The organism is Corynebacterium sp. HMSC06C06 (assembly GCF_001807295.1).
GTDB lineage: Bacteria > Actinomycetota > Actinomycetes > Mycobacteriales > Mycobacteriaceae > Corynebacterium > Corynebacterium striatum.
Genome location: NZ_KV788505.1, coordinates 1 through 23,194, shown reverse-complemented (window position 1 = coordinate 23,194; position 23,194 = coordinate 1). Strand labels below are relative to the sequence as shown.

Here is a 23,194-nt window from a genome sequence, read left to right as displayed (position 1 = left end):
CTGAGTGGGTCGGTTCTTTTAAGCTGACTTCTTTAGCGCGGCCGTGAGGCCATGAGTTTGCGGTAGAAGGTAATGACCTCCTCGGGTGCGCCGTCGGCAGCGATCTTGTGGTCATTGATGCAGATGACGCGGTCGAAGTCATTGATGAATTCGAGGTCGTGGGTGACCACGATGAGCTGTTGCTCAAGTGCCGCGAACTCACGCCGGATGCGGTCACGGTTGCGTAGGTCGAGCAAGGTTGTCGGCTCGTCGGCGATGATGAGCGACGGGTCCATGACTAGTACAGCCGCCAGCGCAAGCAATTGTTTCTGACCACCTGACAGCGTGTGTGGTGATTGCTCCGCTAGATGTGAGAGCCCGAATCTCTCGAGGGCGGCGTCGACACGCGCCTTCTTTTCTTCCTTAGCTAGTTTCATGCGACGCAAGGAAAAGGCGACGTCGTCACGCACATTTGGCATCACGATTTGGTTCTCTGCATCGGAGAATACGAAACCCACTTTGCGGCGGACTTCTTTGCCGCTCTTCGCTACATCGACGGAGTCGACAAGCACTGTGCCCGTAGTTGGCTCACCCAAACCATTGATGAGACGCGTCAGCGTGGACTTGCCCCCACCGTTGGCACCGATGATTCCAATGCGCTGCTCACTGAGGGTCAGGTTGATATCAGAAAGGATCTCCTTGTCCTCGAAAGAGACGCAGACCCCTTGAAATTCGATTGTTGGCATAGTGCTTAAGCCGCGGATTCAGCCTTCTTTGTCACAGGCTTGCGGCCCATGAGATCAGGGAAAGCTGAGTGCACACCGATGGCGATGATGATCATGATCACCAGCTTGAGCGCATCTGGGCCGAGGAATGGGATCTGTGCCAGGGCAGCTTCTCCCCAGCCCATGCCCGCGCGCAGCGCCAGGCCGACGGTGCCGCAAGCGTACTGAACGAGCAAGCTGACAAAGCCGGCGACGGTAATCATGATGGCAAGGCCTGTCTTGTTGCGCGGTGCACGGTAAGCCACAGCGCCGCCGATGGCAGGGGAGATGAGGTAGCCCACGATGTAGCCAACGGTTGGGCCAGGCAGGGCGCTGATGACGCTACGTCCGCCAGCAAGGACCGGAAGGCCTACGAGGCCGAGAAGGATAAACAGCAGGCCCACGAAGAATCCGCGGCGACCGCCAAGAACTAGACCCGCCAGGGTGATGACGGCGTTCTGGATAACGATGGGAACACCGGAGACAGGACTTGGAATGGAAACGAACGCAAAAACGATGATGAGAGCGGTAAAGACTGCAACGTATGCGATGTCAGTCGCGACAGAGTTCTTTTTCATGGTGGGGAGATTACACGTTTGCCAACGAAGCAGGAAACCGGCAGTTTTGAACAGCGTTCAACGTGGGGTTTCGGCGGCGCTCTATGCCCTAGATGGGGGACTTGTCCTAGGGAGGGTGTGCAAGGCCGCCCTGTAGGATGGCTGGCATGCGATTGACGGAATATCACCAACTGGTTGTCGACGAGTTCGGCGAGTCCGAGGGGAAGTGGATTAGCCATTCCCACGTACTAGCAAAATATGGTGAGACCGCTGACGAGCTAATCGAGCGAGGAGTTGACCCGGGCGACGTGTGGGACGGATTGTGCGATGACTTTGACGTTCCCGAAGGAAGGCGCCTTGGGGTCGACTATCCAACCTTGTAATCGTTAGCTCGGCCTTTCGAACGCGTTGAAACCTTTATGGCCTGAAAATAGAACAGACACGCTGATTTTGGGTGGAAATTCGAACATCTGTGTGTGTATTGTTGTGGGGGATGTCAGGCTGATTCGATAGCTTTTGTCTGTCGGCGGAACCAATGTTGCGCAATAACAGTCTAAAAAGAAGAACTCGCGCTCATCGGCGCGTGAATCATTCTGCGTTAATAATCAAAGTTAGGGAAATAAATGGCAACCAAGAAGAAGTCCACTGCCGCGGCAGCTAAAGGTGATGACCGCCAAAAGGCTCTTGACGCCGCAATGGCGATGATTGAGAAGGATTTTGGTAAAGGCGCAGTCATGCGTCTGGGTGATGACGAACGCCCGCCAATCCAGGCGATCTCCTCCGGTAATACCGCGATCGATATTGCTCTGGGTATCGGTGGTTTCCCGCGCGGCCGTATCGTTGAGATTTACGGTCCTGAGTCTTCCGGTAAGACAACTGTTGCGTTGCACGCCATTGCTTCTGCACAGAAGGACGGCGGCATTGCCGCCTTTATCGATGCGGAGCACGCATTGGATCCGGAATACGCCCGTCTGCTGGGCGTAGACACCGACAACCTCTTGGTCTCCCAGCCGGATACTGGTGAGCAGGCGCTGGAAATCGCGGACATGCTTGTTCGTTCCGGCGCTATTGACATCATCGTTATTGACTCCGTGGCAGCGCTGACCCCGAAGGCAGAAATTGAGGGCGAGATGGGTGACTCCCATGTGGGTCTCCAAGCTCGTCTCATGTCCCAGGCTTTGCGCAAGATGACCGGTGCGCTTTATAACTCCGGCACTACCGCAATCTTCATTAACCAGCTGCGCGAGAAGATTGGTGTCATGTTCGGTTCGCCGGAGACCACCACCGGTGGTAAGGCACTGAAGTTCTACGCGTCTGTCCGTTGCGACATCCGCCGCATTCAGACCCTGAAGGACGGCCAGGATGCAATTGGTAACCGCACCAAGATCAAGATCGTGAAGAACAAAGTCTCCCCACCATTCAAGATTGCCGAGTTCGACATCATGTACGGCGAGGGCATTTCTAGGGAGTCCTCCATTATCGATTTGGGCGTGGAACATGGCTTCATCAAGAAGTCCGGTTCCTGGTTTACCTATGAAGGTGACCAGCTCGGTCAGGGTAAGGAGAAGGCTCGTAACTTCTTGAAGGAAAACAAGGACCTCGCTGACGAGATCGAGAAAAAGATCTTCAACAAGTTGGGGATCGGCTCTGGTGCAGCTACCGACGAAGACATTCCAATGGACGTGCCAGGTGCGGATGATCCGCTAACTGATGAGGCAGTGGACTTGGTGCCAAACGTCGACTTTGACGACGAATAAATGAACAAGCCCGCCCCAGAGAAGCTCGAGAAGCTACGCCGGGCGCTGGAAGATTATGAATCCGGCGCCACTGGAGGCGGGCTTTTTGATGTCCAGGAAGAAGAAGCCAAAGCCAAGGTGCGCTCGCGCGCGCTGCTGCTGCTCGATCAGCGTGCGCGTTCGCGAAAGGAACTCTCCGATCGTCTCATTGGGTTGGAGTTCGACCAAGAGGTCGTGGAGATGGTCCTCGATGATTTAACCAACGTTGGGCTGGTTAATGACTCAGCCTTCGCCAAGGAATGGGTGCGCCAGCGCCATGAGCGCCGTGGAAAATCAGCGCGAGCTCTAGACCGCGAGCTCCAAGAAAAAGGAGTGTCCCAGGCCGAGCGCGCGGAAGCCTTGAAACAGGTCACGCAGGACTCAGAGGAGTCCATCGCTCAAGCCTTGGCGGAAAAGAAAGCCCGCTCGATCAAGTCCGTACCAGCAGACCGCGGTGAGCGTGACAAGTATCTGCGCCGCATCGTCGGTGTGCTGGCGCGCCGCGGATTTAATCAAGGAATGTCTATGAGCATTGCCATTGCTGCCCTTGACGCGCGCATCGAAGAGCTAGAACAAGAATAAAACCGGGTTTTATGAGTTGGCTGCTTCGGCCGATACAATGACCCGACGTGAGCAATACCCAGACCGAGGCGCCACGCACCTACGAAGTGCGCACTTTTGGCTGCCAGATGAACGTGCACGACTCCGAGCGCATCTCCGGCTTGCTGGAGGAGGCCGGCTACACCGCGGCTGGCGAGGCTGAACCAGACCTCATCGTCTTCAATACCTGCGCGGTGCGTGAGAACGCCGATAAGCGCCTGTACGGCACGTTGGGCGCGTTGAAGAAGACCAAGGAAAACCACCCTGGCATGCAGATCGCCGTGGGCGGTTGTTTGGCACAGAAAGACAAAGATACCGTCCTCGACAACGCACCGTGGGTCGATGCAGTCTTCGGTACCCACAACATGGCAGCACTTCCCACGCTGCTCGAGCGCGCTCGTCACAACGACGAGGCGCAGGTGGAAATCGTCGATTCCCTAGAGGCCTTCCCGTCCGTGCTCCCGGCCAAGCGCGAGTCCGCCTACGCCGGCTGGGTATCCGTGTCCGTGGGCTGCAACAACACTTGTACCTTCTGCATCGTTCCTTCCCTCCGCGGTAAAGAAGAGGATCGCCGCCCAGGTGACATCCTCGCTGAGGTTCAAGCCCTGGTTGACCAGGGTGTTTCCGAGGTCACGCTCCTTGGACAGAACGTCAATGCCTATGGAGTGAACTTCGCTGACCCAGATCTGCCGCGTGACAAGTTCGCCTTTTCCAAGCTGCTGCGCGAGGTAGGCAAGATTGAGGGCCTCGAGCGCCTGCGCTTTACCTCGCCGCACCCAGCTGAGTTCACCTCTGACGTCATCGACGCCATGGCTGAGACCCCGGCCGTGTGTCCGCAGCTGCACATGCCTTTGCAGTCTGGCTCCGATCGCATCCTGAAAGAGATGCGCCGTTCCTACCGTTCTAAGAAGTTCTTGGCCATCCTCGACGAAGTGCGCGAAAAAATGCCACACGCGGCGATCACCACCGACATCATCGTCGGCTTCCCGGGCGAGACCGAAGAGGACTTCGAGGCCACCATGGACGTCGTCAAGCGCGCGCGTTTCGCCTCCGCCTTCACTTTCCAGTACTCGCCGCGCCCGGGCACTCCGGCTGCCGAGATGGAGCAGCAGGTACCCAAGCACATCGTGCAAGAGCGCTTCGAGCGTCTGGTTGCCCTGCAGGATTCCATTCAGGCTGAAGAAAACGCCAAGCTCATCGGCACCGACGCTGAGCTGCTGGTCCAGGCCGAGGGAGGCCGCAAGGCAGGGGAGACCCACCGCCTGACGGGCCGCTCCCGCGATGGGCGCCTGGTGCACTTTGCGCCCGTGCTTGTCGACGCCGCTGGCACCCGCACCGACATCACCGCGGACATCCGCCCTGGCGACGTTGTTCACACCACCGTGACCGATGCTGGTTCCTTCTTCCTCGTGGCTGACTCCGGCGTAACCTCGCACCGCCGCACCAAGGCGGGCGATATGTCCGCAGCCGGTCAGACACCCACCACCGCGCCGATTGGTGTGGGCCTGGGACTGCCGCGGATTGGCAAGCCTGCGCGCCAGCAAGATGACGCCTGCGGCTGCTAGAGGAGTACGCTAGACCACCATGAGTAATCAGTACGAACAAGCCCACGCCGCCGAACGCGCGGCTGCCAAGAAGATGGAACTGGGAAACCACAAGGTCACTCTCATCATCGCTATCGTGGTGTGGGTTGCGTACTTGGTTCTGCCCTATGCCGGCCCGGCGCATGGCTGGGAAGCGCTGCAACTGGGCACCACGGATGACGGCGTGCGGATCTCCATCATGGAAACTGTCTCTGCATGGTTCTCCCTCGCGGGCATTGGCGTGCTGACCACCCTGACTGTGGCCACACGTCGCACCAACTTTGCGCTCGCCGCGTGGATGATGGTGACCATTTCCTTCTTCATTAACCTGTGGAGCTTCTGGTTCCGCGGTTCCACCGCTGATAGCCCTTCCATCGGCATGTGGGTAGGAACCCTCGCGAGCCTCATCGCCTTTCTTGCATACTGCCAAGTGGCGTTCAAGCGCAGCCCAGAGCAGGTCGCAGCTGCTGAGAAGGCCCGCCGCGAAGCCAGCAAGCTGGACCAGGTGGGAATCCTGCAAACCGAGGCAGCAACCACCCTCCCGCCGGAGGAGAACCCGCTGCTTATCGACGACCGACGTCGCCAAGCAGCGCAGCGTTACAAGAAGTCCTAAAGCTTGAGCTCCCACGCCGACGAGGTAGAGATGACCTCCGCGCCAAGGTGCTGGTAGATGCGGATCATGGCCGGATCGGCGTCGGCTACCGAGCAATAAGCACGCCGGGTATCAGGCCACCACTGAGACACCTCGTGCAGTGCATGCAGCTTCGCTGACATGGCTAGTCCCGCGCGTCGCCTATCGCGCGCAGTGACCGTGAGTGTCCACTCGCATACCTCGGGATCTGCGTCGTGATGGCGCGCCAACTCGGTGAGCGCCACGATACGGCCTTCTTCCTCCACTGCGATGAGAAGCGTGTGTGACTTGCGCGCCCGCAGGCGGGAGTGGGCTTCGGCCAAGCGCTCCCGTGTCCAATTAATAGGCTCCGTGTTGAGATCCCCGTAGACCGCATCCGTGGATGCGACCGTTAGAAGGTCCAAGATGTCGTCGAGGTGATGCTCTGGGATGTCATAGTCCGCGAACACGTGGAAGCTGCGGCCCGCCACCGGGAAAGGCCGGGCAGGGGAGTCGGGGAACTCAATGAACATCTGGTGTTCTGAATGCTTGGGCTGGAATCCCAGCTCCGTGTAAGCGGTGGAAAAAGGATCGTAAGAGTAGTCCGCTTCAGCTGGGTAGAGCATGCCGATTTGCGCCACACTGCGACCAAACTGGCGGGCCAAGGCCATTGCGTGTTCGGCGAGCTGACGCGTTACGGCCAGTGCCTCGGGCTCAAGTTCTTCGCCCGGCAGGGGCAGGTAATCAGCGCCGAGCACGCATTCGATCTCGGCATTCTGGGTCTCCTCGAGCAACGGAAGGGAGATATGGATAAAGCCGTCAAAGTCGAGCTCCGGGCTGGGCTCTACCGCTGGAATAGTGGGAAAGCCTAGCTCACCGACCTCCAGCGGGGTGTCCTCAGTCAGTCCAAACAAGTAGGTGACAGATTCGGTGGAACCTTGTAGGCGCTGTACCACCCGCGAAGGCGCGGAAGAGGCCGCGGGATCGCCGGAGGCCTCCTGTGCGTAAAGGTTCGCATCGAAGATGAAACTGCGCACGCAGTCGGCGGGCTCCCCGCGGCCGGGTACGATCTGAACGAGCAATTACTTGCAGGTGACCGTTACTTGTCGTTGACTGCAGCGGCAGCTGCGTCGGCGAATTCCTGCCACTGCGCAGCCTGTGCGCGCAGGTCCTCGGCCTTCTTGGCATTGCCCTTGGCCTCGGCTGCTGCAGCCTGAGCCGTCAAGTCATCAACCTTGGACTGGAACTGGGCTACGCGTGCCTGTGCTTCTGGATCAGTGCGGCGCCACTCGGAGTCCTCGGCCTCAGCGACGCGCTTTTCGAGTACCTCGATCTTTGCCTCGTACTCGCGGACCTGGTTACGCGGAACGTAGCCAATCTCCTCCCACTTTTCCTGCAGCTCACGCAGCTTTGCCTTGGCAGTCTCGATGGACTTGGAAGGATCGATCTGGGAATCGTACTCAGCGATGAGTGCGTCCTTGGCCGCAGCGTTGGCGGCGAACTCTTTGTCGCGCTCGTCATTGACAGCGTTGCGTGCAGAGAAGAAGTGGTCTTGTGCGGCGCGGAACTGCGCCCAGAGCTTGTCATCAGCCTCGCGCGGTGCGCGGCCGGCTGCCTTCCACTCGGTCATGAGGTCGCGGTAAGCGCGAGCGGTCTGACCCCATTCCGTGGAGTCCTGAAGTGCTACGGCGCGCTCAACAAGTTCCTCCTTGCGCTTGCGTGCGGCGGCACGGTTGCGGTCGAGCTCCGCGAAGTGGGCGCCGCGGCGGCGGTTGAAGGAATCGCGCGCACGGGAGTAGCGCTTCCAGAGTGCGTCGTCAGTCTTGCGGTCAATGCCGCGGATCTGCTTCCACTCTTCGAGGATGGCGCGGATACGGTCACCCGCGGCCTTCCAGTCGGTGGAGTTTTCTGCGATGTCTTCTGCCTCGGCGGCCAGCTTCTCTTTGGCAGCGATGCCTTCCTCGCGGCGGCGTGCCTTGTCTGCCTGTGCCTGCTCACCGGCGGTTACGGAGTGCTCGATGACAGCGCCCAAGCGCTTATCGAGTGCCGCAATGTCGCCGATAACCGCAGCGGTAGGCAAGGTCTCACGCAGCTCAGCAGCGGTGGTCTTGATGGACTCAGCCTCGCCAGGATGTGCCTTGAGGCGAGCCTCGAGGAGCTCGATCTCGGTAGAGAGATCGTCGTAACGTGCGCCGTAGTGAGCCAGGCCCTCGGCCGGGGTACCAGCCTTCCACTCGCCAATCTTGCGCTCGCCCTCCGGGGCGTTGACGTAGACCGAACCGTCTTCTTCCACGCGGCCCCACTTGGCCGGATCATTGTGAGGAGTCTGCTTCACCGGCTGCGCACCAGGACGAGGGCCTGGACGAGCACCCTTCTTGGGCATTGAACCTGGGGTTGGGATCGACATGGTTGAAACCGCCTTCGTGAAAAGTCGCGCCGCGCGTCACGGCTGCCTAGAGTGTTCTCCCTTACAGTACCTTCTCCTACACTAGGATGAGGAAGCAATGTTAAATCTTTTGGTAATGCCTTCTTCCCCCGCCCTCGCGGCTGAGCTTTCGCCTGCTGATGGCGCCAGCCGGGCCCTTCTTGCCGCTGCTCGCCAACTGGTTGTGGAGTTTGCGGAGGCCTCAAGATTAGGGGAGGAAGCAGCGGAAATCGAGGTGGACATCGTCGGTTCGCGCGATCCGCGTTGGCATACTAACCTCAGCGGCTCACTGCGGGCATGGGGCGCACCCAGCGTCGAGCTTGGTGCGGGAAACTATCTCCCGGAGATCATGGCGCGGTATGTGCTGGACGGCGTCGTTAAGCACCGCGTCGCCGACACCCGCGACCACGTGGGTACACCGCGTGCCGGCGTCCTCACCATGGTGTGCGTGGATGGCAGTGCGGGGCTTACAGCGCGGGCGCCGCTTGCGCTTGTCGACGGCGCTGCAGATACCGCCCTGTGGTGCGAGTCCCTGCTCTCCGGCGTGGACGTGGACTGCGACGAGTCTTTGCTGGCGGAGACGGGCATGCTGGAAACCCGCTTGTGGGCTGAGCTTGCAGCTTTGCGGCCCACGCAAGCGGAATTGCGTGCGGCCGATTCCACGCTGGGCGTAGGGCGCTACGTTGCGGGGTGGCAATGCTAAGGCCCATCGCAGTCGTGGGGCCCACCGGATCCGGTAAATCGGACCTGGGCGTCAAGTTGGCCCATGAATTAGACGGCGAAGTAGTAAACGTCGACTCAATGCAGCTCTACCGTGGCATGGACATCGGCACTGCCAAGCTCACCGTAGAGGAACGGAAAGGCATCCCGCACCACCAACTCGATGTGTGGGAGGTGACAGAGACGGCTTCCGTGGCGCGCTACCAGCAAGACACCATCGCTGACGTCGAGGACATCATGGCCCGCGGCAAGACGCCCATCTTGGTCGGGGGCTCCATGCTTTATGTGCAAGCACTCGTGGATGATTGGCAGTTTCCGCCCACTGATCCGGCAGTGCGCGCGAAGTATGAGGCGCGGCGTAAAGATATCGGCATCGAGAAGCTGCACGCGGAGCTCGCGGAGATTGACCCAGCCGCAGCGTCGAACATCGAGGACAAGGACCCGCGCCGGACTGTTCGCGCCCTGGAAGTCATCGAGCTGACCGGCAAGCCTTTCAAAGCCAGCCAGCCGCCCAAAGATGCGCCGCCGCGCTGGGACACGTTGTTGCTGGGGCTGCGCACCGAGGCAGAATGGCTCAATCCACGCATTGAGCTGCGTAGTCGGCGCATGTTCGAGCGCGGGCTTGTGGCAGAGGTCGAGGCCCTGCAGGACGCAGGCTTAGTGGAGGATTCCACGGCGGGCCGCGCAATTGGATACGCGCAGGTATTCCAGGCCCAACGCGGCGAGTTGACGTGGGAAGAGGCCGTTGAGCGAACGATTACTGGAACGCGCCGCTATGTGCGCCGGCAGCGGGCCTGGTTCAACCGTGACAAGCGCATTAACTGGCTGGACGCAGTCGGTGATACCTACCAGCAGGCGCTGCGTATTATTGAGGCATGAAATTTGCCAAGGGACACGGTACTCAAAACGACTTCGTCATCATCGAGGATCACGAGGGCACTCTAGAACTAAGCCCAGAGCGGGTCCGCGTTCTATGCGATCGCCGCGCCGGCATCGGCGGCGACGGCCTTCTGCGCGTGGTGCGCGCTGGCGCACTGGGTGAGCCACTGGCTGAGGGCATTGCCCCTGCGGACTGGTTCATGGATTACCGCAATGCCGATGGCTCTGTGGCTGAGATGTGCGGCAATGGCACGCGCGTCTTCGCACACTGGGTGCGCTCCCGCGGTTTGGTGGACAGCGAGAGCTTCGTCGTCGGTACTCGCGCAGGGGCAAAGCAGGTCACCGTGCATTCCTTCGACGAGCATGATGCGCAGGTGAGCGTGGAGATGGGCCCTGCGGAGGTTACCGGCGTGTCCACTGCCTCGATGGCTGGAGAAAACTTTGCCGGCTTGGGCGTTGACATGGGCAACCCGCACTTGGCCGCAGTGATTCCGGGCCTCACGCCGGAGTCTTTGGCGGATATGGTTTTCGCGCAGCCGGAGTTCGACCACGAGTTCTTCCCGCATGGCGTCAACGTTGAGGTGCTGACACAGCTTGTCGACGGCACGGTATCCATGCGCGTCTTCGAGCGCGGCGTGGGGGAGACCCGGTCTTGCGGAACCGGTACGGTGGCCGCGGCACGAGCCGCGCTTGCCGACGCCGGCGAGGGCGCCGGAACCGTCACCGTCAATGTTCCTGGCGGCCAGGTGCAGGTAGAGATCTTCGACGGGGGTTCACGTCTTACTGGGCCTTCGCGCATCGTGGCTGAGGGCACCACGGTTCTCTAGCTCATGGCTGTTTAGCTGCAGTCTTTGCAGACACAGCTTTAGGCTGACGCAGCTTTAGGCTTTGTCCTCAGGAGTCTCAGGGTCCTCAGGGGTCTTAGGGGACTCAGTGCGACGCAGCTCGCGGTTCTCCTGCGGGCGGCGGTCATATTTCGTGCCCAACGAATGGGCCGCGCGCCGAGCCGCGAGCCAGGTCTCGCGCAGCTCGGTGGCTCGCTCATCGGTGACCTTGAGGAGCGATTCGAGTTCATCTGTCTCGATGTCGTTGCGGTAGACGCGGGTTTCGAGCCGGCGCAGGAAACGCTTGGCGCCGCCCAGCTCGTAGTGAAAAGCCTCGATTGTGGGATCCAAGCAATCGAGATCCAACAGCGCTGGACGGTACATGGTGCGATCTGCGATGGATTCGGTGCTTTCTGAGTTACAGAAAACGTCGTATTCAGCGATCACGTCACGAATATCGTCCGCGGAAAGATCGATGGAGGTACGCAGCGCGGAATGCTCGGATGCATCGGGCCGCCTCGAGGCGAGCAACCACATGGCGCCCCCAACCAAAAGGGCAATAAAAAGACCAGATAGCTTTAGCGTCCCGATGAGCGCAACGGCAGCCACCACCGCGAGGGCGATGGCCAGCGCATGACGACTGCCTGAACCCATACCTGGCCTTTCTGCTTTGCTACTTAGTGTCCGCCGCAGCCGCCGGAGCCGCAGGAGCAACCGCCGCCGGAGCCGCAGCCACCGGTCGGCATTTCGATTGAAGCAGTTAGCATAGCAGTTCCGGCTAATACTTCATCTTTCGCAGGGAGCTCGCCAAAGGAAGCTGGCAGGCACAGATCGAACGGGAAAGCACCGTCCATGACCAAGTGCATGAACTTTTCACCGGTCAGTTGGTTGTGGCGCCACGAGGATTCCATAACGCGAGCTGCGAAACGGCATCCTGGAGTAGGGGCCGCGGCACCGGAGCCGGAGGAAACGATTTCCGCACCCTCGGACTCGAAGGCGGCCGGGTATGCTCCGAGCTCGGCCTCGTAGGCTTCCGCAGTGGCGTAGCGCTGGACCTTGAGGCCCATAGCGGTCAGGCCGATCTGCTGCCAGGGCTGGGTTTCCTCGTCAACGAGGAGCGGGCCTTGCGCAAGGTTGGCGGTGGCTTGTGCCAGCACGGTGCCGAATGGATCGAGGATCTCCAAGAAGGCGAGAACGTCGTTGACCATGGATACGTGGGCGAAGGCCTGGGTTACAGACTCGAAACCGATGTAGGTGGCAAACGGCTCTACGGCCAAGATGTTGATCTGGGCGCCTGAAGGGTCTGCGAATTGGATGAGCTGGCCGTCGCGGATTTCACCAGTGACTGTGAGCAGATTAGTGGAGATGGCTGCCTCGACGGCATCTTGCCAGCGCTCGAAGTTGAGGCCGATGGCCTCCATTTCAGCGTTGGCCTTAGTGGCGGTGGGATTCTCGGTCATGGTGGCCATTGTATCCCGCCGTTAGTGCTGGCCAAAAGCTGCCGCGGAAGAATATTAAAGGAATAAGCCGGAGAAAAGATGGCAACTATATTTGCTCAGCGCTAATTGGGGGTTTAGGCCAACGACGTGCAAGAATGGAGGGAACATGAACGAAAATCACGAAGAACTTCTCGCACAGGCATTTGGCGACTATCAGCCGCAAGACCCTACAACGGGTGACCTCGACCTAGCCGAGCGTAATTCTTTCCGCCGCGTTTCCACCACAATTCGCGCCGAAGACACCACCGACGGCTACGAGGTTGAGTACCGAAAACTCCGCCTTGAGCAGGTCGTTCTCGTAGGAGTTTGGACCGAAGGTACGGTTGCCGAGGTCGAGGCCACCATGGCTGAGCTCGCGGCGCTGGCTGAGACCGCGGGCGCCGAGGTCGTTGAGGCTATCTACCAAAAACGTGACAAGCCGGACCCTGGTACTTACATTGGCCGCGGCAAGGTACAGGAACTCAAAGAGATTGTTGAGGCAACGGGTGCGGATACCGTCATTTGTGACGGTGAGCTGCAGCCAGGTCAGCTCTCCGCATTGGAGCGCGAGCTCAATACCAAGGTCATTGACCGTACGATGCTGATTCTCGATATCTTCGCGCAGCACGCGAAGTCCAAAGAGGGTAAAGCCCAGGTTTCGCTCGCGCAGCTGGAATACCTGTACACCCACACGCGTGGTTGGGGCGGCAACCTGTCCCGTCAGGCCGGTGGCCGAGCTGGCTCCAACGGCGGCGTCGGCCTGCGCGGCCCTGGTGAGACCAAGATCGAGTCGGACCGCCGCCGCATCCGCACCGAAATGGCTCGCCTGCGCAAGGAATTGCGCGGTATGAAGACGGCGCGTGAGGTCAAGCGCTCCAAGCGTCAGTCTTCAACGATTCCACAGATTGCCATCGCGGGTTACACCAACGCGGGCAAGTCCTCGCTGATTAATGCGATGACTGGAGCGGGCGTGCTGGTGGAGGACGCGTTGTTCGCAACCCTGGACCCCACCACGCGTCGCGCTGAGCTTGCAGACGGCCGCCAGGTGGTGTTCACCGATACCGTCGGTTTCGTGCGCCACCTGCCCACGCAGCTGGTTGAGGCCTTCAAGTCCACGCTCGAGGAAGTCTTGGCGGCGGACATCATGCTGCACGTGGTGGATGGATCCGATCCTTTCCCCATTAAGCAGATTGAGGCCGTAAACAAGGTCATCTACGACATTGTTAAGGAGACAGGGGAGCAGGCACCGCCGGAAATCATTGTTATCAACAAGATTGACCAGGCGGACCCGCTGGTGTTGGCAGAGATTCGCCACGTCCTCGACCACGAAAACGTGGTGTATGTTTCTGCGCACACCGGCGAGGGCATCGACGAACTGACCTCGCGCATTGAGCTCTTCCTTAACTCTCGCGACAGCCACGTCCGCCTGCTGGTTCCGTTTACCCGCGGCGACGTCGTATCTCGCGTGCATGCCGAGGGCACGGTGCGCGACGAGGAGTACACCAACGAGGGCACGCTTGTCGACGTCCGCCTTCCTGCGTCCATCGCACGTGAGCTTTCGGAGTTCGTGGTGGAGGAAGTTTCCTAAAATCGTGCTTGTGGGTAATAATGAAAGCTCGTGAGTACTTTTGGTTGGCGCCTGCACGGCGATGGTAAAAATATTGAACCCGGCGCGGTTGTCGCGCCCGAAGAACGACTGAGCTGGGGCCGCACCATCAGTATCGGTATGCAGCACGTGGTCGCCATGTTTGGCGCGACTCTGCTGGTGCCGACACTGACCGGCTTCCCGGTCAACACCACGCTGCTGTTCTCCGGAATCAGCACGATTCTCTTCTTGCTGATCACCCGCAACCGCCTTCCTTCGTACCTGGGCTCCTCCTTTGCGTTCATCGCGCCGCTGTCTGCCTCGCAGCAGTACGGCATTGGTGCGCAGGCAGGTTCCATTCTGGTGACCGGTCTGGTGCTGGTGCTCATCGGTTTTGTAGTGAAGGCTGCGGGACGCCGCGTGCTTGATGCTGTGATGCCTCCGGCGGTGACTGGCGCAATTGTTGCGCTCATCGGCCTTAACCTGGCGCCTGCTGCCACGAGCAACTTCCAGACGCAGCCGCTGGTGGCCGTGGTGACTCTCGTGGCGATCATCGTTGCGACCGTGGGCGGTCGCGGCATGGTCGCGCGCTTGGGCATCCTTATCGGCGTTGTGATTGGCTGGGTCTTCGCGGCGGTGACTGGCAACCTTGCTGAAGGAACAGCCGAGACCATTCGCCAGGCGGCATGGATTGGTCTTCCGCAGTTCCACACCCCTGAATTCAAGTTCTCTGCGATTGCCGTGGCGCTGCCAGTCTTGGTGGTCCTCATTGCGGAAAACATCGGCCACGTAAAGGCCGTGTCTGAGATGACCAAACGCGACCTCGATGACCTTGCTGGTGACGCCCTCATCGCCGACGGCTTGGGCACCGCCATCGCCGGCGGCTTCGGTGGTTCTGGTACCACGACTTACGCTGAGAACATCGGCGTCATGGCCGCTACTCGTGTTTACTCCACGGCAGCCTATTGGGTCGCGGCAAGCTTCGCTATCTGTTTGGCCTTCATTCCGAAGTTTGGCGCATTGATTTTCACCATCCCTACAGGCGTGCTGGGCGGTGCCACTCTGGTTCTATACGGCCTTATCGGCATGCTGGGCGTGCGCATCTGGATGGACAACAAGGTTAACTTCAACAACCCGGTTAACCTCACCTGCGCTGCTGTGGCTCTTATCGCCGGCATCGGCAATCTGACACTTAACATCGGCTCCATCTCCCTCGAGGGCATCGCTTGGGGCTCCATCGGCGTCATCGTGGTCTACCCAGCCGCCAAGCGGCTCTATGAAACCTTCGGTGAGGGCAAGGGAGCGAAGTACTAAGTACAGCTGCCTCGGCGCACAGGAATTAAGCATAAAAATAACTCCCGAGCTCTTCTGAAAGAGTCCGGGAGTTAAGTCTTTAAGACTAGAGTCTAGAGCCTTAGGAAGCGTCCAGATCCTGCTCGATGAGGCCAGCAATCTTCTCGACTGCCTCGGCGTTCTCGGAGGTAACGGTGACCTCGTCACCCTGCTCTGCGCCCAGAGCCATGATCATCAGGGAGGAAGCGGCGTCGGTTTCTTCATCGTCATCGCTGCCCACGAGGGTCAGGAAGATGTCCTCGTCGTAAGCTTCAGCAGCGTCCGCGATGATGGAAGCCGGACGAGCGTGCAGGCCAACGGAAGATCCAACCTTGACGGTCTTAGATGCCATGATGATAAGTCCTTTCGACTGTAAGTGTTTTCGTGATTACAAGTGTACGCGTTATGCAGCGGCCTGTGCAGTCTTGGCAGCTTCCGCCTTGGCGGCAGCCTCTTCGACCGTCTTGTTTGGCCAGAACTGCTTCAGCGCAATGACGGCGGCCGCGGAGACGACCACGCCAATAGCGATTGCGAGGAAGTAAGCCCAGGCCGGGTCGATTGCGAAGAAGACGAAGATGCCGCCGTGCGGAGCGCGGGAGCCAACGTTCATCGCCATCGAGAGAGCGCCAGTGGTTGCGCCACCCAGCATCATCGCAGGGATGACGCGCAGCGGGTCAGCAGCAGCGAACGGGATAGCGCCTTCGGAAACGAAGGACAGCCCCAGCAGCCATGCAGACTTACCGTTTTCCTGCTCAGCGGGGGTGAACAGGTTCTTCCGAACGAAGGTGGCGATGGACAGCGCGATTGGCGGAACCATACCGGAAGCCATAACCGCAGCCATGATTTCCATGGAAGCCTGGTCACCAGTGGAAAGACCCGCAGTAGCGAACAGGTATGCAGCCTTGTTGACTGGGCCGCCCAAGTCGAAGCACATCATCAGGCCGAGGATGATACCCAGCAGCACTGCAGAGGAGCCGGACATGGAGGACAGCCAGTTCTGCAGGCCTTCCATGAGTGCAGCCAGCGGAGCGCCGAGCAGCAGGTACATGAGCAGGCCGGTGATGAGCGAGGTCAGCAGCGGGATGATGACAACCGGCATGAGGGAGCCGATCCAGCGTGGAACCTTCCAGTTGCCAATCCACATGGACACGAGACCCGCGATGAGGCCGGTAACCAGACCACCGATGAAGCCAGCGCCCAGGGTGACTGCGATGGCGCCACCCGCAAAGCCCGGTGCAATACCAGGACGGCCAGCGAACGCGAAGGCAATGTAGCCAGACAGTGCCGCGACGATGAATCCCATCGCGGCTTGACCAATAGCGAAAAGCACGGCGCCGAAGTAGAGGAGGAATCCGGAGCGGTCGAAGGTCATCATTGCGCCGTCGACCTCAATCTCGTGGCCCGGCAGGTTTGTCAGCGAGTAGTTCGTAGAGATGGCCTGCCAGCCGTTAGCCATGTCGTAGCCGCCGAAGAGGAAGCCCAAAGCGAGGAGCAAACCACCGGCAGCAACGAAAGGCACCATGTAGGAAACACCGGTCATGATGGCCTGCTGGATGCGCTTGCCCCAGCCCAGGGAGGCGCCTTCTTCAGCAGTGCTTGACGACGCCGCGCCCGTCTCGCCAGCAACACGACGAGCGTTCGGGTTCTTGGCAGCGGCAACTGCCTCGTCAAACATGACGCCTGGCTCGTTAATAGCGCGCTTAACACCGGACTCGATGACCGGCTTACCCGCGAACCGCTCGCGGTCACGAACTCCCACGTCGGTGGCGAAGATGACGGCATCAGCCGCATCGATGATGGACTGGGAAACAGAGGTGTTGTTGGACGAGCCTTGGGTTTCCACCGTGAGGTTGACGTCGTCGCGCCCCTCGGCTGTCTGCGTCAGGGCGTCGGCAGCCATGTAGGTGTGCGCAATGCCGGTAGGGCACGCGGTAACCGCCACGATGTTGGTGGCTCCGGCCTTTGCCGTAGCTGGCTCGGCCGAAGCCACAGCAGCACCCGCTGCGCCAGCGGCGGCACCTGCCTCAGCAGCAGGCTTCTTTGGCTTCTCGGCGTTGACTACGTCGAGAACCAGCTTGACGATTTCCTCTTTGCTCTGAGCCGAGCGGAGGGCTTCCAAGAAGTCCTTCTTGACCAAAGCTCGAGCTAGCTTGGACAAAATCTTCAGGTGAGCCTTGCCACCACCAGCTGGTGCGGCGATGAGGAAGACGAGCTGTGCGTCGCCGTCTGGGCCGGAGAAATCCACGCCACGGCTCAGGCGAGCGAAAGCCAGGGTTGGTTCTGTGACGACCTCAGAGCGGCAGTGCGGAATAGCAACGCCGCCGGGAACGCCGGTGCCGGCCTTGGCTTCGCGGTCAATGGCTGGTTGTGCCAAGCCCTCGATAGAGGAAGCGCGGCCGGTTCCATGGACCAAAGTGGCGAGATTGGTGATGACTGATTCGGTGCTATCGCCGAAATCGGCGTCCAACGCGACTAGGTCAGTCGTGATGAGATCGGATGCCATGAGACACTCCTTTGATTAATGAATAAATTCAGTCTTTACAAGGAAGAGACGATTGTTTGGTCGATATTGATTTGTTCGGGGGTCGGAATCTGGGTGCCAGGCAGCGCTGCCGCTGCGGAGCCATAAGCCACCGATTGGCGCAGTGATTCTGCGAAGTCTTTGCCTGCACGGCGAGCCAGAATGTAGCCAGCAAGGGAGGAGTCTCCTGCGCCCACCGTAGACACGACTTTGGTTGGTGGGGGAGTCGCAGCCCATGCACCATCAGCAGTGACGAGCACGGCGCCTGCGCCGCCGAGCGTTACGAGTACCTCGCCAATGCCGCGTTTTACGACGACTCGAGCAGCTTCCACGACTCCGCTGAAGTCGCCCTTTTCCGCTGCCGCTTCCAATGCTTCGCCGTCGGTCCCTGTGAGCTGACCAAGTTCCAGGCCATTGGGCTTGATGAGGTTCGGCGCAGAGGTCTCAAGACGCTCGCTGAGTGCGACCATCGGGGCATCGGAGGTATCCACCGCAACCTTGGCCTGGGGCGCTGCGGTACGGATTGCGTCGACAAGCATGGCGTACCACTCAGTAGGAACGCCCTTAGGTAAGGAGCCAGCAAGTACTACCCAATCGGCGCCGATTGCGAGCGCGCCGAGAGAAGAGGTTAGTGCTGACTGCACGGATTCGTCGAGGACTGGTCCTGGACCATTGATTTTGGTGGTGCGACCGTTTGGTTCGGTGACCGCCGTATTGATCCGGACGGTGCCAGGCATTGCGACGGCGTCGAATGGGATGTGTGCTTCTTCCATCAGGCTGAGGAAATGATCACCTTTGTGCGCGGGCAGAAGGGCGACGCTTTTTACTCCGGCCAAATGGACAGCGTGGGTGACATTGACACCCTTGCCGCCTGCGACCTGGGAAACCTGGGAAGCGCGGTGGACTGTACCAGGATTGATGGTCTCGTTGAGGGCAAGCGTGGCGTCAATACTGGGGTTGGGGGTCAGTGTGAGAATCATTGTGGAAATTCGTCCCTTTTGCAGTTTGCGTATATTGGGAGAAAACACGTCGGACAATGGCCAAGCATAGTTTTCTGCTCACTTTTGATTGTTGTCCGAATGTGTCCGAAAGTCAATCAAATTACTGTGGTATTCGTTGCTTTTTTGTCCGGTTTGTGATGTTCTAGGATGAGAGCAAAATCCCCTTCTGAAGGAAATGTGTGATGGAAAACGTATCTCAATCAACCATCAAGGGCACCGGCGTTGTCGCTGGTGTCGCATACGCCGAGGCTGTGTGGGTTCGCCCGCGCCCAGAACTGCCCACTGCTGGTGAGCTGATCGATGAGGAGAAGCGGGACGGAGAATACGACCGCTTCCTCGAAGCTGTCGACGTAGTTGCAAGTCGTCTGGAGCAGCGTGCAGCAGGGGCTGAGGGGCAGGCCGCTGAAGTGCTGGGAGCTACCGCAGGCATGGTTAAGGACCGCGGCTGGCACAAGGCAGTACGTAAGAGCATCCGCAGTGGCCGTCCAGCAGAGTATGCAACTGCCAGTGCGACTGAAAAGTTTGTCACCATGTTTGAGGCTGCCGGTGGCGTGATGGCTGAGCGCACCACTGACTTGAAGGACGTTCGCGATCGCGTTATCGCACAGCTGCGTGGCGAGCAGGAGCCTGGTCTGCCGATGGTCAGCGGCGAAGCAGTCCTGTTGGCCGATGATTTGGCACCGGCAGACACCGCAACGCTCGATACTGCGCACATCAAGGCTCTCGTTACTGAGCTCGGTGGCCCAACCAGCCACACCGCGATCATCGCTCGTCAGCTGGACATTCCTTGCATCGTGGCTGTGGGCGCGGATCTGCGCAACATCGAGTCCGGCACTTTGCTCTTTGTTGATGGTTCCGTCGGCACCGTCAGCCTTGGCGCTGACCGCGCAGAATCCCTGAAGGCAGTGGAGGAGTACCGCGAAAAGGCTGCTCGCGTTGCTCAGTGGCGTGGCCCGGCCCAAACCAAGGATGGTCACCGTGTGCAGCTGCTGGCTAACGTTGCTGACGGCAACGCAGCGCGTATTGCATCCGATTCTCAGGCAGAAGGTATTGGCCTCTACCGCACAGAGCTGTCCTTCCTTTCAGCTAGTGAAGAGCCAACCGTGGACGAGCAGGCGCGTATCTACGCCAAGGTCTTCAACGCTTTCCCCGAGTCGAAGGTCGTTGTTCGCACCCTCGACGCTGGTTCCGATAAGCCAATTTCCTACGCAACTTTGTCTTCGGAAGAAAACCCAGCACTGGGCGTTCGCGGCCTGCGTATTGCGCGAGACAATGAGTCTTTGCTGACTCGTCAGCTGGATGCAATCGCACAGGCTGCAGCCGACCGTGGCGACGATGCCCCAACGTGGGTCATGGCTCCAATGGTGGCAACCGCAGTTGAGGCAAAGTGGTTTGCGGGTCTGTGCCGCGAACGCGGCCTGACTGCTGGCGCCATGATTGAGGTCCCTGCAGCTGCGCTTATGGCTGACACCATTATGCCGCACCTCGACTTCGTCTCCATCGGTACAAATGACCTCACCCAGTACACGATGGCGGCGGACCGTCTCTCCCCACAGCTGGCCTACCTGACAGATCCGTGGCAGCCGGCTGTTCTGCGACTCATCCAGCACACCTGCGTGGTTGGCGGCGACAACAACGTTCCGGTCGGCGTCTGTGGCGAGGCTGCAGCTGATCCGCTGCTCGCTTGCGTGCTCACCGGCTTGGGTGTCAACTCGCTTTCCGCTGCATCGACTGCTGTCGCAGGCGTTGGCGCTCAGCTTTCCGAGCTGACCCTCGAGCAGTGTCAGAAGCTGGCTGAAGCTGCTATTAACGCTGAAGGCCCGTCTGAGGCTCGCACCGCAGCCCTGGCTCTGATGGAAGAGTTCAAGGCTTAAGAGTCTGAGATACGAGGAAGCCCCCAATGGTTTTGGGGGCTTCGATTCGTTTTAGATTCTGCCCTGTCCTCCTGCTGACAAACTCAGCTGAGGATCAAACTCAGCTGAGAATGGAGTAATTAAGCAGGAAGCTACTTTTCGGCTGCGATGACGACTTCGATCTCTTGTTCACGCAGTGCTTCGACGAAGCTTTCAGGGGCAGCGGCGTCGGTGACCACAACATCAATGTCGGCGATGGATGCGAAGCTAACTAGGTAATCATTCCCGAGCTTGGAAGAGTCACAGAGAACAACAACCTTGTGGGCGTTGGTCACGAAGGCGGTCTTGATGGCGGCCTCTTGGGAATCGGCCGTGGACAGTCCATGATCCAATGTAAGGGCGTTGGTGCCGATGAAGGCAACGTCCGCGCGCATGAGTGCCATGGTTCGCAGTGCGGTATCACCCACTACTGCCTGGGTGATAGCGCGCACGGTACCGCCAAGAAGCTGCACATCTGGGACGCCGTTGCTAGCCAGAGACAAAGCGATGGGCAAGCTATTGGACACAATAGAGAACTGACCCGCCGCATTCTGTTGCCCGATCAGATCGGCAAGAGCGTTGGTGGTCGTACCCGCGTCAAGGAAGATGCTGCCACCGGCTTCAGGCAAGAATTGCATCGCGGCGCGCGCAATGGCGATTTTTGCGCCCGTGGCTGAACGCTGGCGCGTGTCCAAGGTAAACTCAGCGGTTTGGAAAGACTGGGACGCCACTGCGCCGCCATGCACACGATGGACCACGCCCTCTCTATCCAAGACGGCGAGATCTCGTCTGATGGTTTCGGCGGTGACATCGAACCGCTCGGAAAGCTCAGTTACATTAACGCGTCCCTCAACAGCAGTGAGGGATGCGATCTGGCGGCGACGTTCCTCTGCGTACATAGAGTCCTCCAACAATATGCCCGTAACGGGGTGGGGCATTGGGTATTCTGTTCCGCCCTCGGGGTTGGGGGCGGTACTTTCGCAGTAATAAAACTGACTTAACCCTAGTTTTCCAGAAAACCCTACGAATCGGAATAAACCAAAGGTGTACACATATAAGAAAAAGTGCAGGCAGTGAAATTTAAAGTCACTGCCTGCACTTTTGGAATGTGTGATTTTGGGCGCTAAAACCCGAGAAGTGGAATTCTGTCCCTTAAGGGGGTGGAATTAGAGGGTAATGCCCGCTAGAAAAGATGTTACATCGCCTGCTAAAGCTTGCGGAAGACGGAAACAACCTTGCCCATGATCTCCGCATCGTCACCCTTGATCGGGGAGTAGGCGTCATTGTGTGGCAGGAGCCAGATGCCCGAGGAATCGCGGTGGAATTCCTTGACAGTTGCCTCGTCGCCGTCCAGCAGCGCTGCTACGAATTCGCCCTCTTCAGCGACATTCTGGGAGCGGATAATGACCCAGTCTCCATTGAGGATACCGGCATCACGCATGGAGTCCCCGACAACCTGCAGCATATATAGCTCACCGGTTCCCACTACGTCGTTTGGCATCGGGAAATAAGTGTCAATATTTTCTTCAGCCGTGATGGGGGAGCCCGCAGCGATACGGCCAACAACTGGAATGTAAGCAACCTCAGAAGCCTCTTCAGGCGTCAAAGATGAACCAGTTTCTGGTTTGTCTGCCTTGGCTCCTGTCTTGCGGCCCGGCTTCTTGGTGTCTTCCTCATTATTGAGGTGTCGGACGTCTACGGCTCGTGGCTTGTTAGGGTCGCGACGCAGGAAGCCTTTCTCCTCGAGTTGCTTGAGCTGGTAGGCCACGGAGGAGGTGGATTGCAGTCCGGCGGCGTCGCCGATTTCACGGATGCTAGGCGGGTAGCCGCGCAGCATCACAGCGTCATGGATGACGTCCAGGATGCGGCGCTGGCGCGCAGAGAGTGAATTGATGTCCGGCTTCCCAGAATTCTTGGCGGGTTTGCGTGGCATCGGGTCTCCTTGGGTGGGGTAGGTATGGCGTCGAATCTGCTCGGGTGGGGTGGTTAGCTACTATCTGTTCGAATTTTCGAAAAGCTTCTCTTCATTTCTATCACGTTGTGGGCAAATGTTCGAGAATTTTCGCTTCGATATGGACAAACTTTCGAAAAGCTGTTATAAATCGAACATAGCAACTAATTCGAACGAATTGGCGATGGGAATTTTCGAACGTGTCGTAGCGTTTGAATAGGCTGTAGCCGCAAACTAATCGTCAAATTAAAACGCTTAAGGAAACATTATGGCAATCGTGCTCAACTCCAACAACAAGCAGGTTAACTACTTCAACTCATCCCGTGCGTACCGCGCCAGCGTTGTGCCAGCGGCGTCTGTTTGGGATGCTGATGCATCTGCACGCTACGGCGCTACACGGAGTCCACATGTGCGTGATGTTCGAACACTCAGTGTAGACAATCGAACATACAGCGGTGTTCCTCAGCGTCGTCCACGCACCGATCATGCTGGTCAGCACGAGGTGGAAAATTCGCGTGAAAACTCGAATCGCGGAAACTATCTTCTTGGTGCGGTGTTCGGCGTGGCAGTGTTCATCGGAACTGTGTTTGGTGGTCTCACGGCTGATGGGGGCGCTGCGTCACAGGGAACTCAGCAGGTTGTGCAAGCCAGCGTGAACAACTAGCCATCCGTGTAAAGCCTTTGCTTGTGATGTCTATGGAGTTTTTGGTCACGGAGT

Annotated in this window: 23 protein-coding genes; 12 read left to right on the top strand and 11 right to left on the bottom strand. The window is 59.1% G+C overall.

Annotated features, from left to right (window positions below):
• Positions 1-32 precede the first annotated feature (32 nt).
• Together HMPREF3153_RS08775 and HMPREF3153_RS08770 are read right to left on the bottom strand one after the other, a co-directional pair.
• On the bottom strand, positions 33-725 hold the full coding sequence (locus HMPREF3153_RS08775) for an energy-coupling factor ABC transporter ATP-binding protein (RefSeq protein ID WP_005529005.1): 693 nt from the start codon (positions 723-725) through the stop codon (positions 33-35).
• A 5-nt stretch (positions 726-730) separates the two neighbouring features.
• The gene (locus tag HMPREF3153_RS08770) at positions 731-1,321 is read right to left on the bottom strand and encodes a biotin transporter BioY (protein WP_005529007.1); all 591 of its coding nucleotides are present in this window, start codon (positions 1,319-1,321) and stop codon (positions 731-733) included.
• Positions 1,322-1,467: 146 nt separating this feature from the next.
• On the opposite strand from HMPREF3153_RS08770, the gene HMPREF3153_RS08765 reads away from it, so the two are divergent.
• From HMPREF3153_RS08765 to HMPREF3153_RS08745, 5 genes are all read left to right on the top strand, one after another.
• Positions 1,468-1,683 carry a DUF3046 domain-containing protein gene (locus HMPREF3153_RS08765; RefSeq protein ID WP_046645314.1) on the top strand — a complete coding sequence of 72 codons (216 nt, stop codon included), beginning with the start codon at positions 1,468-1,470 and terminating at the stop codon, positions 1,681-1,683.
• Positions 1,684-1,923: 240 nt separating this feature from the next.
• Entirely contained in the window at positions 1,924-3,057 is a 1,134-nt protein-coding gene (recA, locus tag HMPREF3153_RS08760; protein ID WP_046645315.1) for a recombinase RecA, read from the top strand.
• Positions 3,058-3,657, top strand: a complete 600-nt coding sequence (recX, locus tag HMPREF3153_RS08755; RefSeq protein ID WP_046645316.1) for a recombination regulator RecX — start codon at positions 3,058-3,060, stop codon at positions 3,655-3,657. It begins immediately after the preceding gene.
• Positions 3,658-3,704: 47 nt separating this feature from the next.
• Complete coding sequence (gene miaB, locus HMPREF3153_RS08750) at positions 3,705-5,240, top strand: tRNA (N6-isopentenyl adenosine(37)-C2)-methylthiotransferase MiaB (protein WP_083280985.1); 1,536 nt, start codon at positions 3,705-3,707, stop codon at positions 5,238-5,240.
• A gap of 19 nt (positions 5,241-5,259) precedes the next feature.
• Complete coding sequence (locus HMPREF3153_RS08745; RefSeq protein ID WP_070420598.1) at positions 5,260-5,871, top strand: Rv2732c family membrane protein; 612 nt, start codon at positions 5,260-5,262, stop codon at positions 5,869-5,871.
• On the opposite strand, the gene HMPREF3153_RS08740 is transcribed toward HMPREF3153_RS08745, so the two are convergent.
• Together HMPREF3153_RS08740 and HMPREF3153_RS08735 are read right to left on the bottom strand one after the other, a co-directional pair.
• On the bottom strand, positions 5,868-6,905 hold the full coding sequence (locus HMPREF3153_RS08740) for a GNAT family N-acetyltransferase (RefSeq protein WP_246817180.1): 1,038 nt from the start codon (positions 6,903-6,905) through the stop codon (positions 5,868-5,870). The two genes, HMPREF3153_RS08745 and HMPREF3153_RS08740, sit on opposite strands and share 4 nt — an antisense overlap.
• Before the next feature lie 62 nt (positions 6,906-6,967).
• The gene (locus tag HMPREF3153_RS08735; RefSeq protein ID WP_070420596.1) at positions 6,968-8,275 is read right to left on the bottom strand and encodes a DUF349 domain-containing protein; all 1,308 of its coding nucleotides are present in this window, start codon (positions 8,273-8,275) and stop codon (positions 6,968-6,970) included.
• Positions 8,276-8,372: 97 nt separating this feature from the next.
• Between HMPREF3153_RS08735 and HMPREF3153_RS08730 the strand changes: the two genes are divergently transcribed.
• Genes HMPREF3153_RS08730 through dapF form a run of 3 tightly spaced genes read left to right on the top strand, consistent with a single transcriptional unit; the run spans position 8,373 to position 10,719 of the window.
• Positions 8,373-8,996 (top strand): hypothetical protein, encoded by a 624-nt coding sequence (locus HMPREF3153_RS08730; protein WP_070420595.1) that lies wholly within the window; start codon positions 8,373-8,375, stop codon positions 8,994-8,996.
• On the top strand, positions 8,990-9,892 hold the full coding sequence (miaA, locus tag HMPREF3153_RS08725) for a tRNA (adenosine(37)-N6)-dimethylallyltransferase MiaA (RefSeq protein ID WP_070420594.1): 903 nt from the start codon (positions 8,990-8,992) through the stop codon (positions 9,890-9,892). The genes HMPREF3153_RS08730 and miaA overlap by 7 nt, the downstream gene beginning before the upstream one ends.
• Entirely contained in the window at positions 9,889-10,719 is an 831-nt protein-coding gene (gene dapF, locus HMPREF3153_RS08720) for a diaminopimelate epimerase (RefSeq protein WP_070420593.1), read from the top strand. Before miaA ends, dapF begins: the two co-directional genes overlap by 4 nt.
• 54 nt (positions 10,720-10,773) lie before the next feature.
• On the opposite strand, the gene HMPREF3153_RS08715 is transcribed toward dapF, so the two are convergent.
• Complete coding sequence (locus HMPREF3153_RS08715) at positions 10,774-11,370, bottom strand: hypothetical protein (protein WP_070420592.1); 597 nt, start codon at positions 11,368-11,370, stop codon at positions 10,774-10,776.
• 23 nt (positions 11,371-11,393) lie between these two features.
• On the bottom strand, positions 11,394-12,185 hold the full coding sequence (locus HMPREF3153_RS08710; RefSeq protein ID WP_070420591.1) for a hypothetical protein: 792 nt from the start codon (positions 12,183-12,185) through the stop codon (positions 11,394-11,396).
• A gap of 136 nt (positions 12,186-12,321) precedes the next feature.
• On the opposite strand from HMPREF3153_RS08710, the gene hflX reads away from it, so the two are divergent.
• Together hflX and HMPREF3153_RS08700 are read left to right on the top strand one after the other, a co-directional pair.
• Positions 12,322-13,782, top strand: coding sequence for a GTPase HflX (gene hflX / locus HMPREF3153_RS08705; RefSeq protein ID WP_070420590.1), 1,461 nt, complete (start codon positions 12,322-12,324; stop codon positions 13,780-13,782).
• A gap of 30 nt (positions 13,783-13,812) precedes the next feature.
• A complete protein-coding gene (locus HMPREF3153_RS08700; RefSeq protein ID WP_046645324.1) occupies positions 13,813-15,093 on the top strand; it encodes a uracil-xanthine permease family protein in 1,281 nt (426 codons plus the stop codon).
• Positions 15,094-15,193: 100 nt separating this feature from the next.
• On the opposite strand, the gene HMPREF3153_RS08695 is transcribed toward HMPREF3153_RS08700, so the two are convergent.
• From HMPREF3153_RS08695 to HMPREF3153_RS08685, 3 genes are read right to left on the bottom strand one after another with little or no spacing between them, the layout of a single operon-like run.
• Positions 15,194-15,463: an HPr family phosphocarrier protein gene (locus HMPREF3153_RS08695; RefSeq protein WP_005529038.1), complete on the bottom strand. Its 270-nt coding sequence runs from the start codon at positions 15,461-15,463 to the stop codon at positions 15,194-15,196.
• A gap of 51 nt (positions 15,464-15,514) precedes the next feature.
• On the bottom strand, positions 15,515-17,614 hold the full coding sequence (locus tag HMPREF3153_RS08690) for a PTS fructose transporter subunit IIABC (RefSeq protein ID WP_070420589.1): 2,100 nt from the start codon (positions 17,612-17,614) through the stop codon (positions 15,515-15,517).
• A gap of 35 nt (positions 17,615-17,649) precedes the next feature.
• Complete coding sequence (locus tag HMPREF3153_RS08685) at positions 17,650-18,612, bottom strand: 1-phosphofructokinase family hexose kinase (protein ID WP_070420588.1); 963 nt, start codon at positions 18,610-18,612, stop codon at positions 17,650-17,652.
• 203 nt (positions 18,613-18,815) lie between these two features.
• Here HMPREF3153_RS08685 and ptsP point away from each other — a divergent pair, with 203 nt between their 5' ends.
• Positions 18,816-20,507 (top strand): phosphoenolpyruvate--protein phosphotransferase, encoded by a 1,692-nt coding sequence (gene ptsP / locus HMPREF3153_RS08680; RefSeq protein ID WP_070420587.1) that lies wholly within the window; start codon positions 18,816-18,818, stop codon positions 20,505-20,507.
• A 131-nt stretch (positions 20,508-20,638) separates the two neighbouring features.
• Here the strand turns inward: ptsP and HMPREF3153_RS08675 are convergent, their stop codons facing one another.
• Positions 20,639-21,424 carry a DeoR/GlpR family DNA-binding transcription regulator gene (locus HMPREF3153_RS08675; RefSeq protein WP_070420586.1) on the bottom strand — a complete coding sequence of 262 codons (786 nt, stop codon included), beginning with the start codon at positions 21,422-21,424 and terminating at the stop codon, positions 20,639-20,641.
• A 308-nt stretch (positions 21,425-21,732) separates the two neighbouring features.
• On the bottom strand, positions 21,733-22,458 hold the full coding sequence (lexA, locus tag HMPREF3153_RS08670; protein ID WP_046645329.1) for a transcriptional repressor LexA: 726 nt from the start codon (positions 22,456-22,458) through the stop codon (positions 21,733-21,735).
• 286 nt (positions 22,459-22,744) lie between these two features.
• Here lexA and HMPREF3153_RS08665 point away from each other — a divergent pair, with 286 nt between their 5' ends.
• Positions 22,745-23,140: a hypothetical protein gene (locus tag HMPREF3153_RS08665; protein ID WP_070420585.1), complete on the top strand. Its 396-nt coding sequence runs from the start codon at positions 22,745-22,747 to the stop codon at positions 23,138-23,140.
• Positions 23,141-23,194: the final 54 nt, after the last annotated feature.

Bases quoted from the DNA above. Each gene is read 5' to 3' on its own strand.
- HMPREF3153_RS08730 (WP_070420595.1), top strand. From the start codon at position 8,373: ATGTTAAATCTTTTGGTAATGCCTTCTTCCCCCGCCCTCGCGGCTGAG.
- miaA (WP_070420594.1), top strand. From the start codon at position 8,990: ATGCTAAGGCCCATCGCAGTCGTGGGGCCCACCGGATCCGGTAAATCG.
- HMPREF3153_RS08735 (WP_070420596.1), bottom strand. From the start codon at position 8,275: ATGTCGATCCCAACCCCAGGTTCAATGCCCAAGAAGGGTGCTCGTCCA.
- HMPREF3153_RS08715 (WP_070420592.1), bottom strand. From the start codon at position 11,370: ATGGGTTCAGGCAGTCGTCATGCGCTGGCCATCGCCCTCGCGGTGGTG.
- HMPREF3153_RS08675 (WP_070420586.1), bottom strand. From the start codon at position 21,424: ATGTACGCAGAGGAACGTCGCCGCCAGATCGCATCCCTCACTGCTGTT.
- lexA (WP_046645329.1), bottom strand. From the start codon at position 22,458: ATGCCACGCAAACCCGCCAAGAATTCTGGGAAGCCGGACATCAATTCA.
- HMPREF3153_RS08685 (WP_070420588.1), bottom strand. From the start codon at position 18,612: ATGATTCTCACACTGACCCCCAACCCCAGTATTGACGCCACGCTTGCC.
- HMPREF3153_RS08665 (WP_070420585.1), top strand. From the start codon at position 22,745: ATGGCAATCGTGCTCAACTCCAACAACAAGCAGGTTAACTACTTCAAC.
- dapF (WP_070420593.1), top strand. From the start codon at position 9,889: ATGAAATTTGCCAAGGGACACGGTACTCAAAACGACTTCGTCATCATC.
- HMPREF3153_RS08765 (WP_046645314.1), top strand. From the start codon at position 1,468: ATGCGATTGACGGAATATCACCAACTGGTTGTCGACGAGTTCGGCGAG.
- recA (WP_046645315.1), top strand. From the start codon at position 1,924: ATGGCAACCAAGAAGAAGTCCACTGCCGCGGCAGCTAAAGGTGATGAC.
- HMPREF3153_RS08695 (WP_005529038.1), bottom strand. From the start codon at position 15,463: ATGGCATCTAAGACCGTCAAGGTTGGATCTTCCGTTGGCCTGCACGCT.
- HMPREF3153_RS08745 (WP_070420598.1), top strand. From the start codon at position 5,260: ATGAGTAATCAGTACGAACAAGCCCACGCCGCCGAACGCGCGGCTGCC.
- hflX (WP_070420590.1), top strand. From the start codon at position 12,322: ATGAACGAAAATCACGAAGAACTTCTCGCACAGGCATTTGGCGACTAT.
- HMPREF3153_RS08690 (WP_070420589.1), bottom strand. From the start codon at position 17,614: ATGGCATCCGATCTCATCACGACTGACCTAGTCGCGTTGGACGCCGAT.
- HMPREF3153_RS08770 (WP_005529007.1), bottom strand. From the start codon at position 1,321: ATGAAAAAGAACTCTGTCGCGACTGACATCGCATACGTTGCAGTCTTT.
- recX (WP_046645316.1), top strand. From the start codon at position 3,058: ATGAACAAGCCCGCCCCAGAGAAGCTCGAGAAGCTACGCCGGGCGCTG.
- HMPREF3153_RS08775 (WP_005529005.1), bottom strand. From the start codon at position 725: ATGCCAACAATCGAATTTCAAGGGGTCTGCGTCTCTTTCGAGGACAAG.
- ptsP (WP_070420587.1), top strand. From the start codon at position 18,816: ATGGAAAACGTATCTCAATCAACCATCAAGGGCACCGGCGTTGTCGCT.
- HMPREF3153_RS08710 (WP_070420591.1), bottom strand. From the start codon at position 12,185: ATGGCCACCATGACCGAGAATCCCACCGCCACTAAGGCCAACGCTGAA.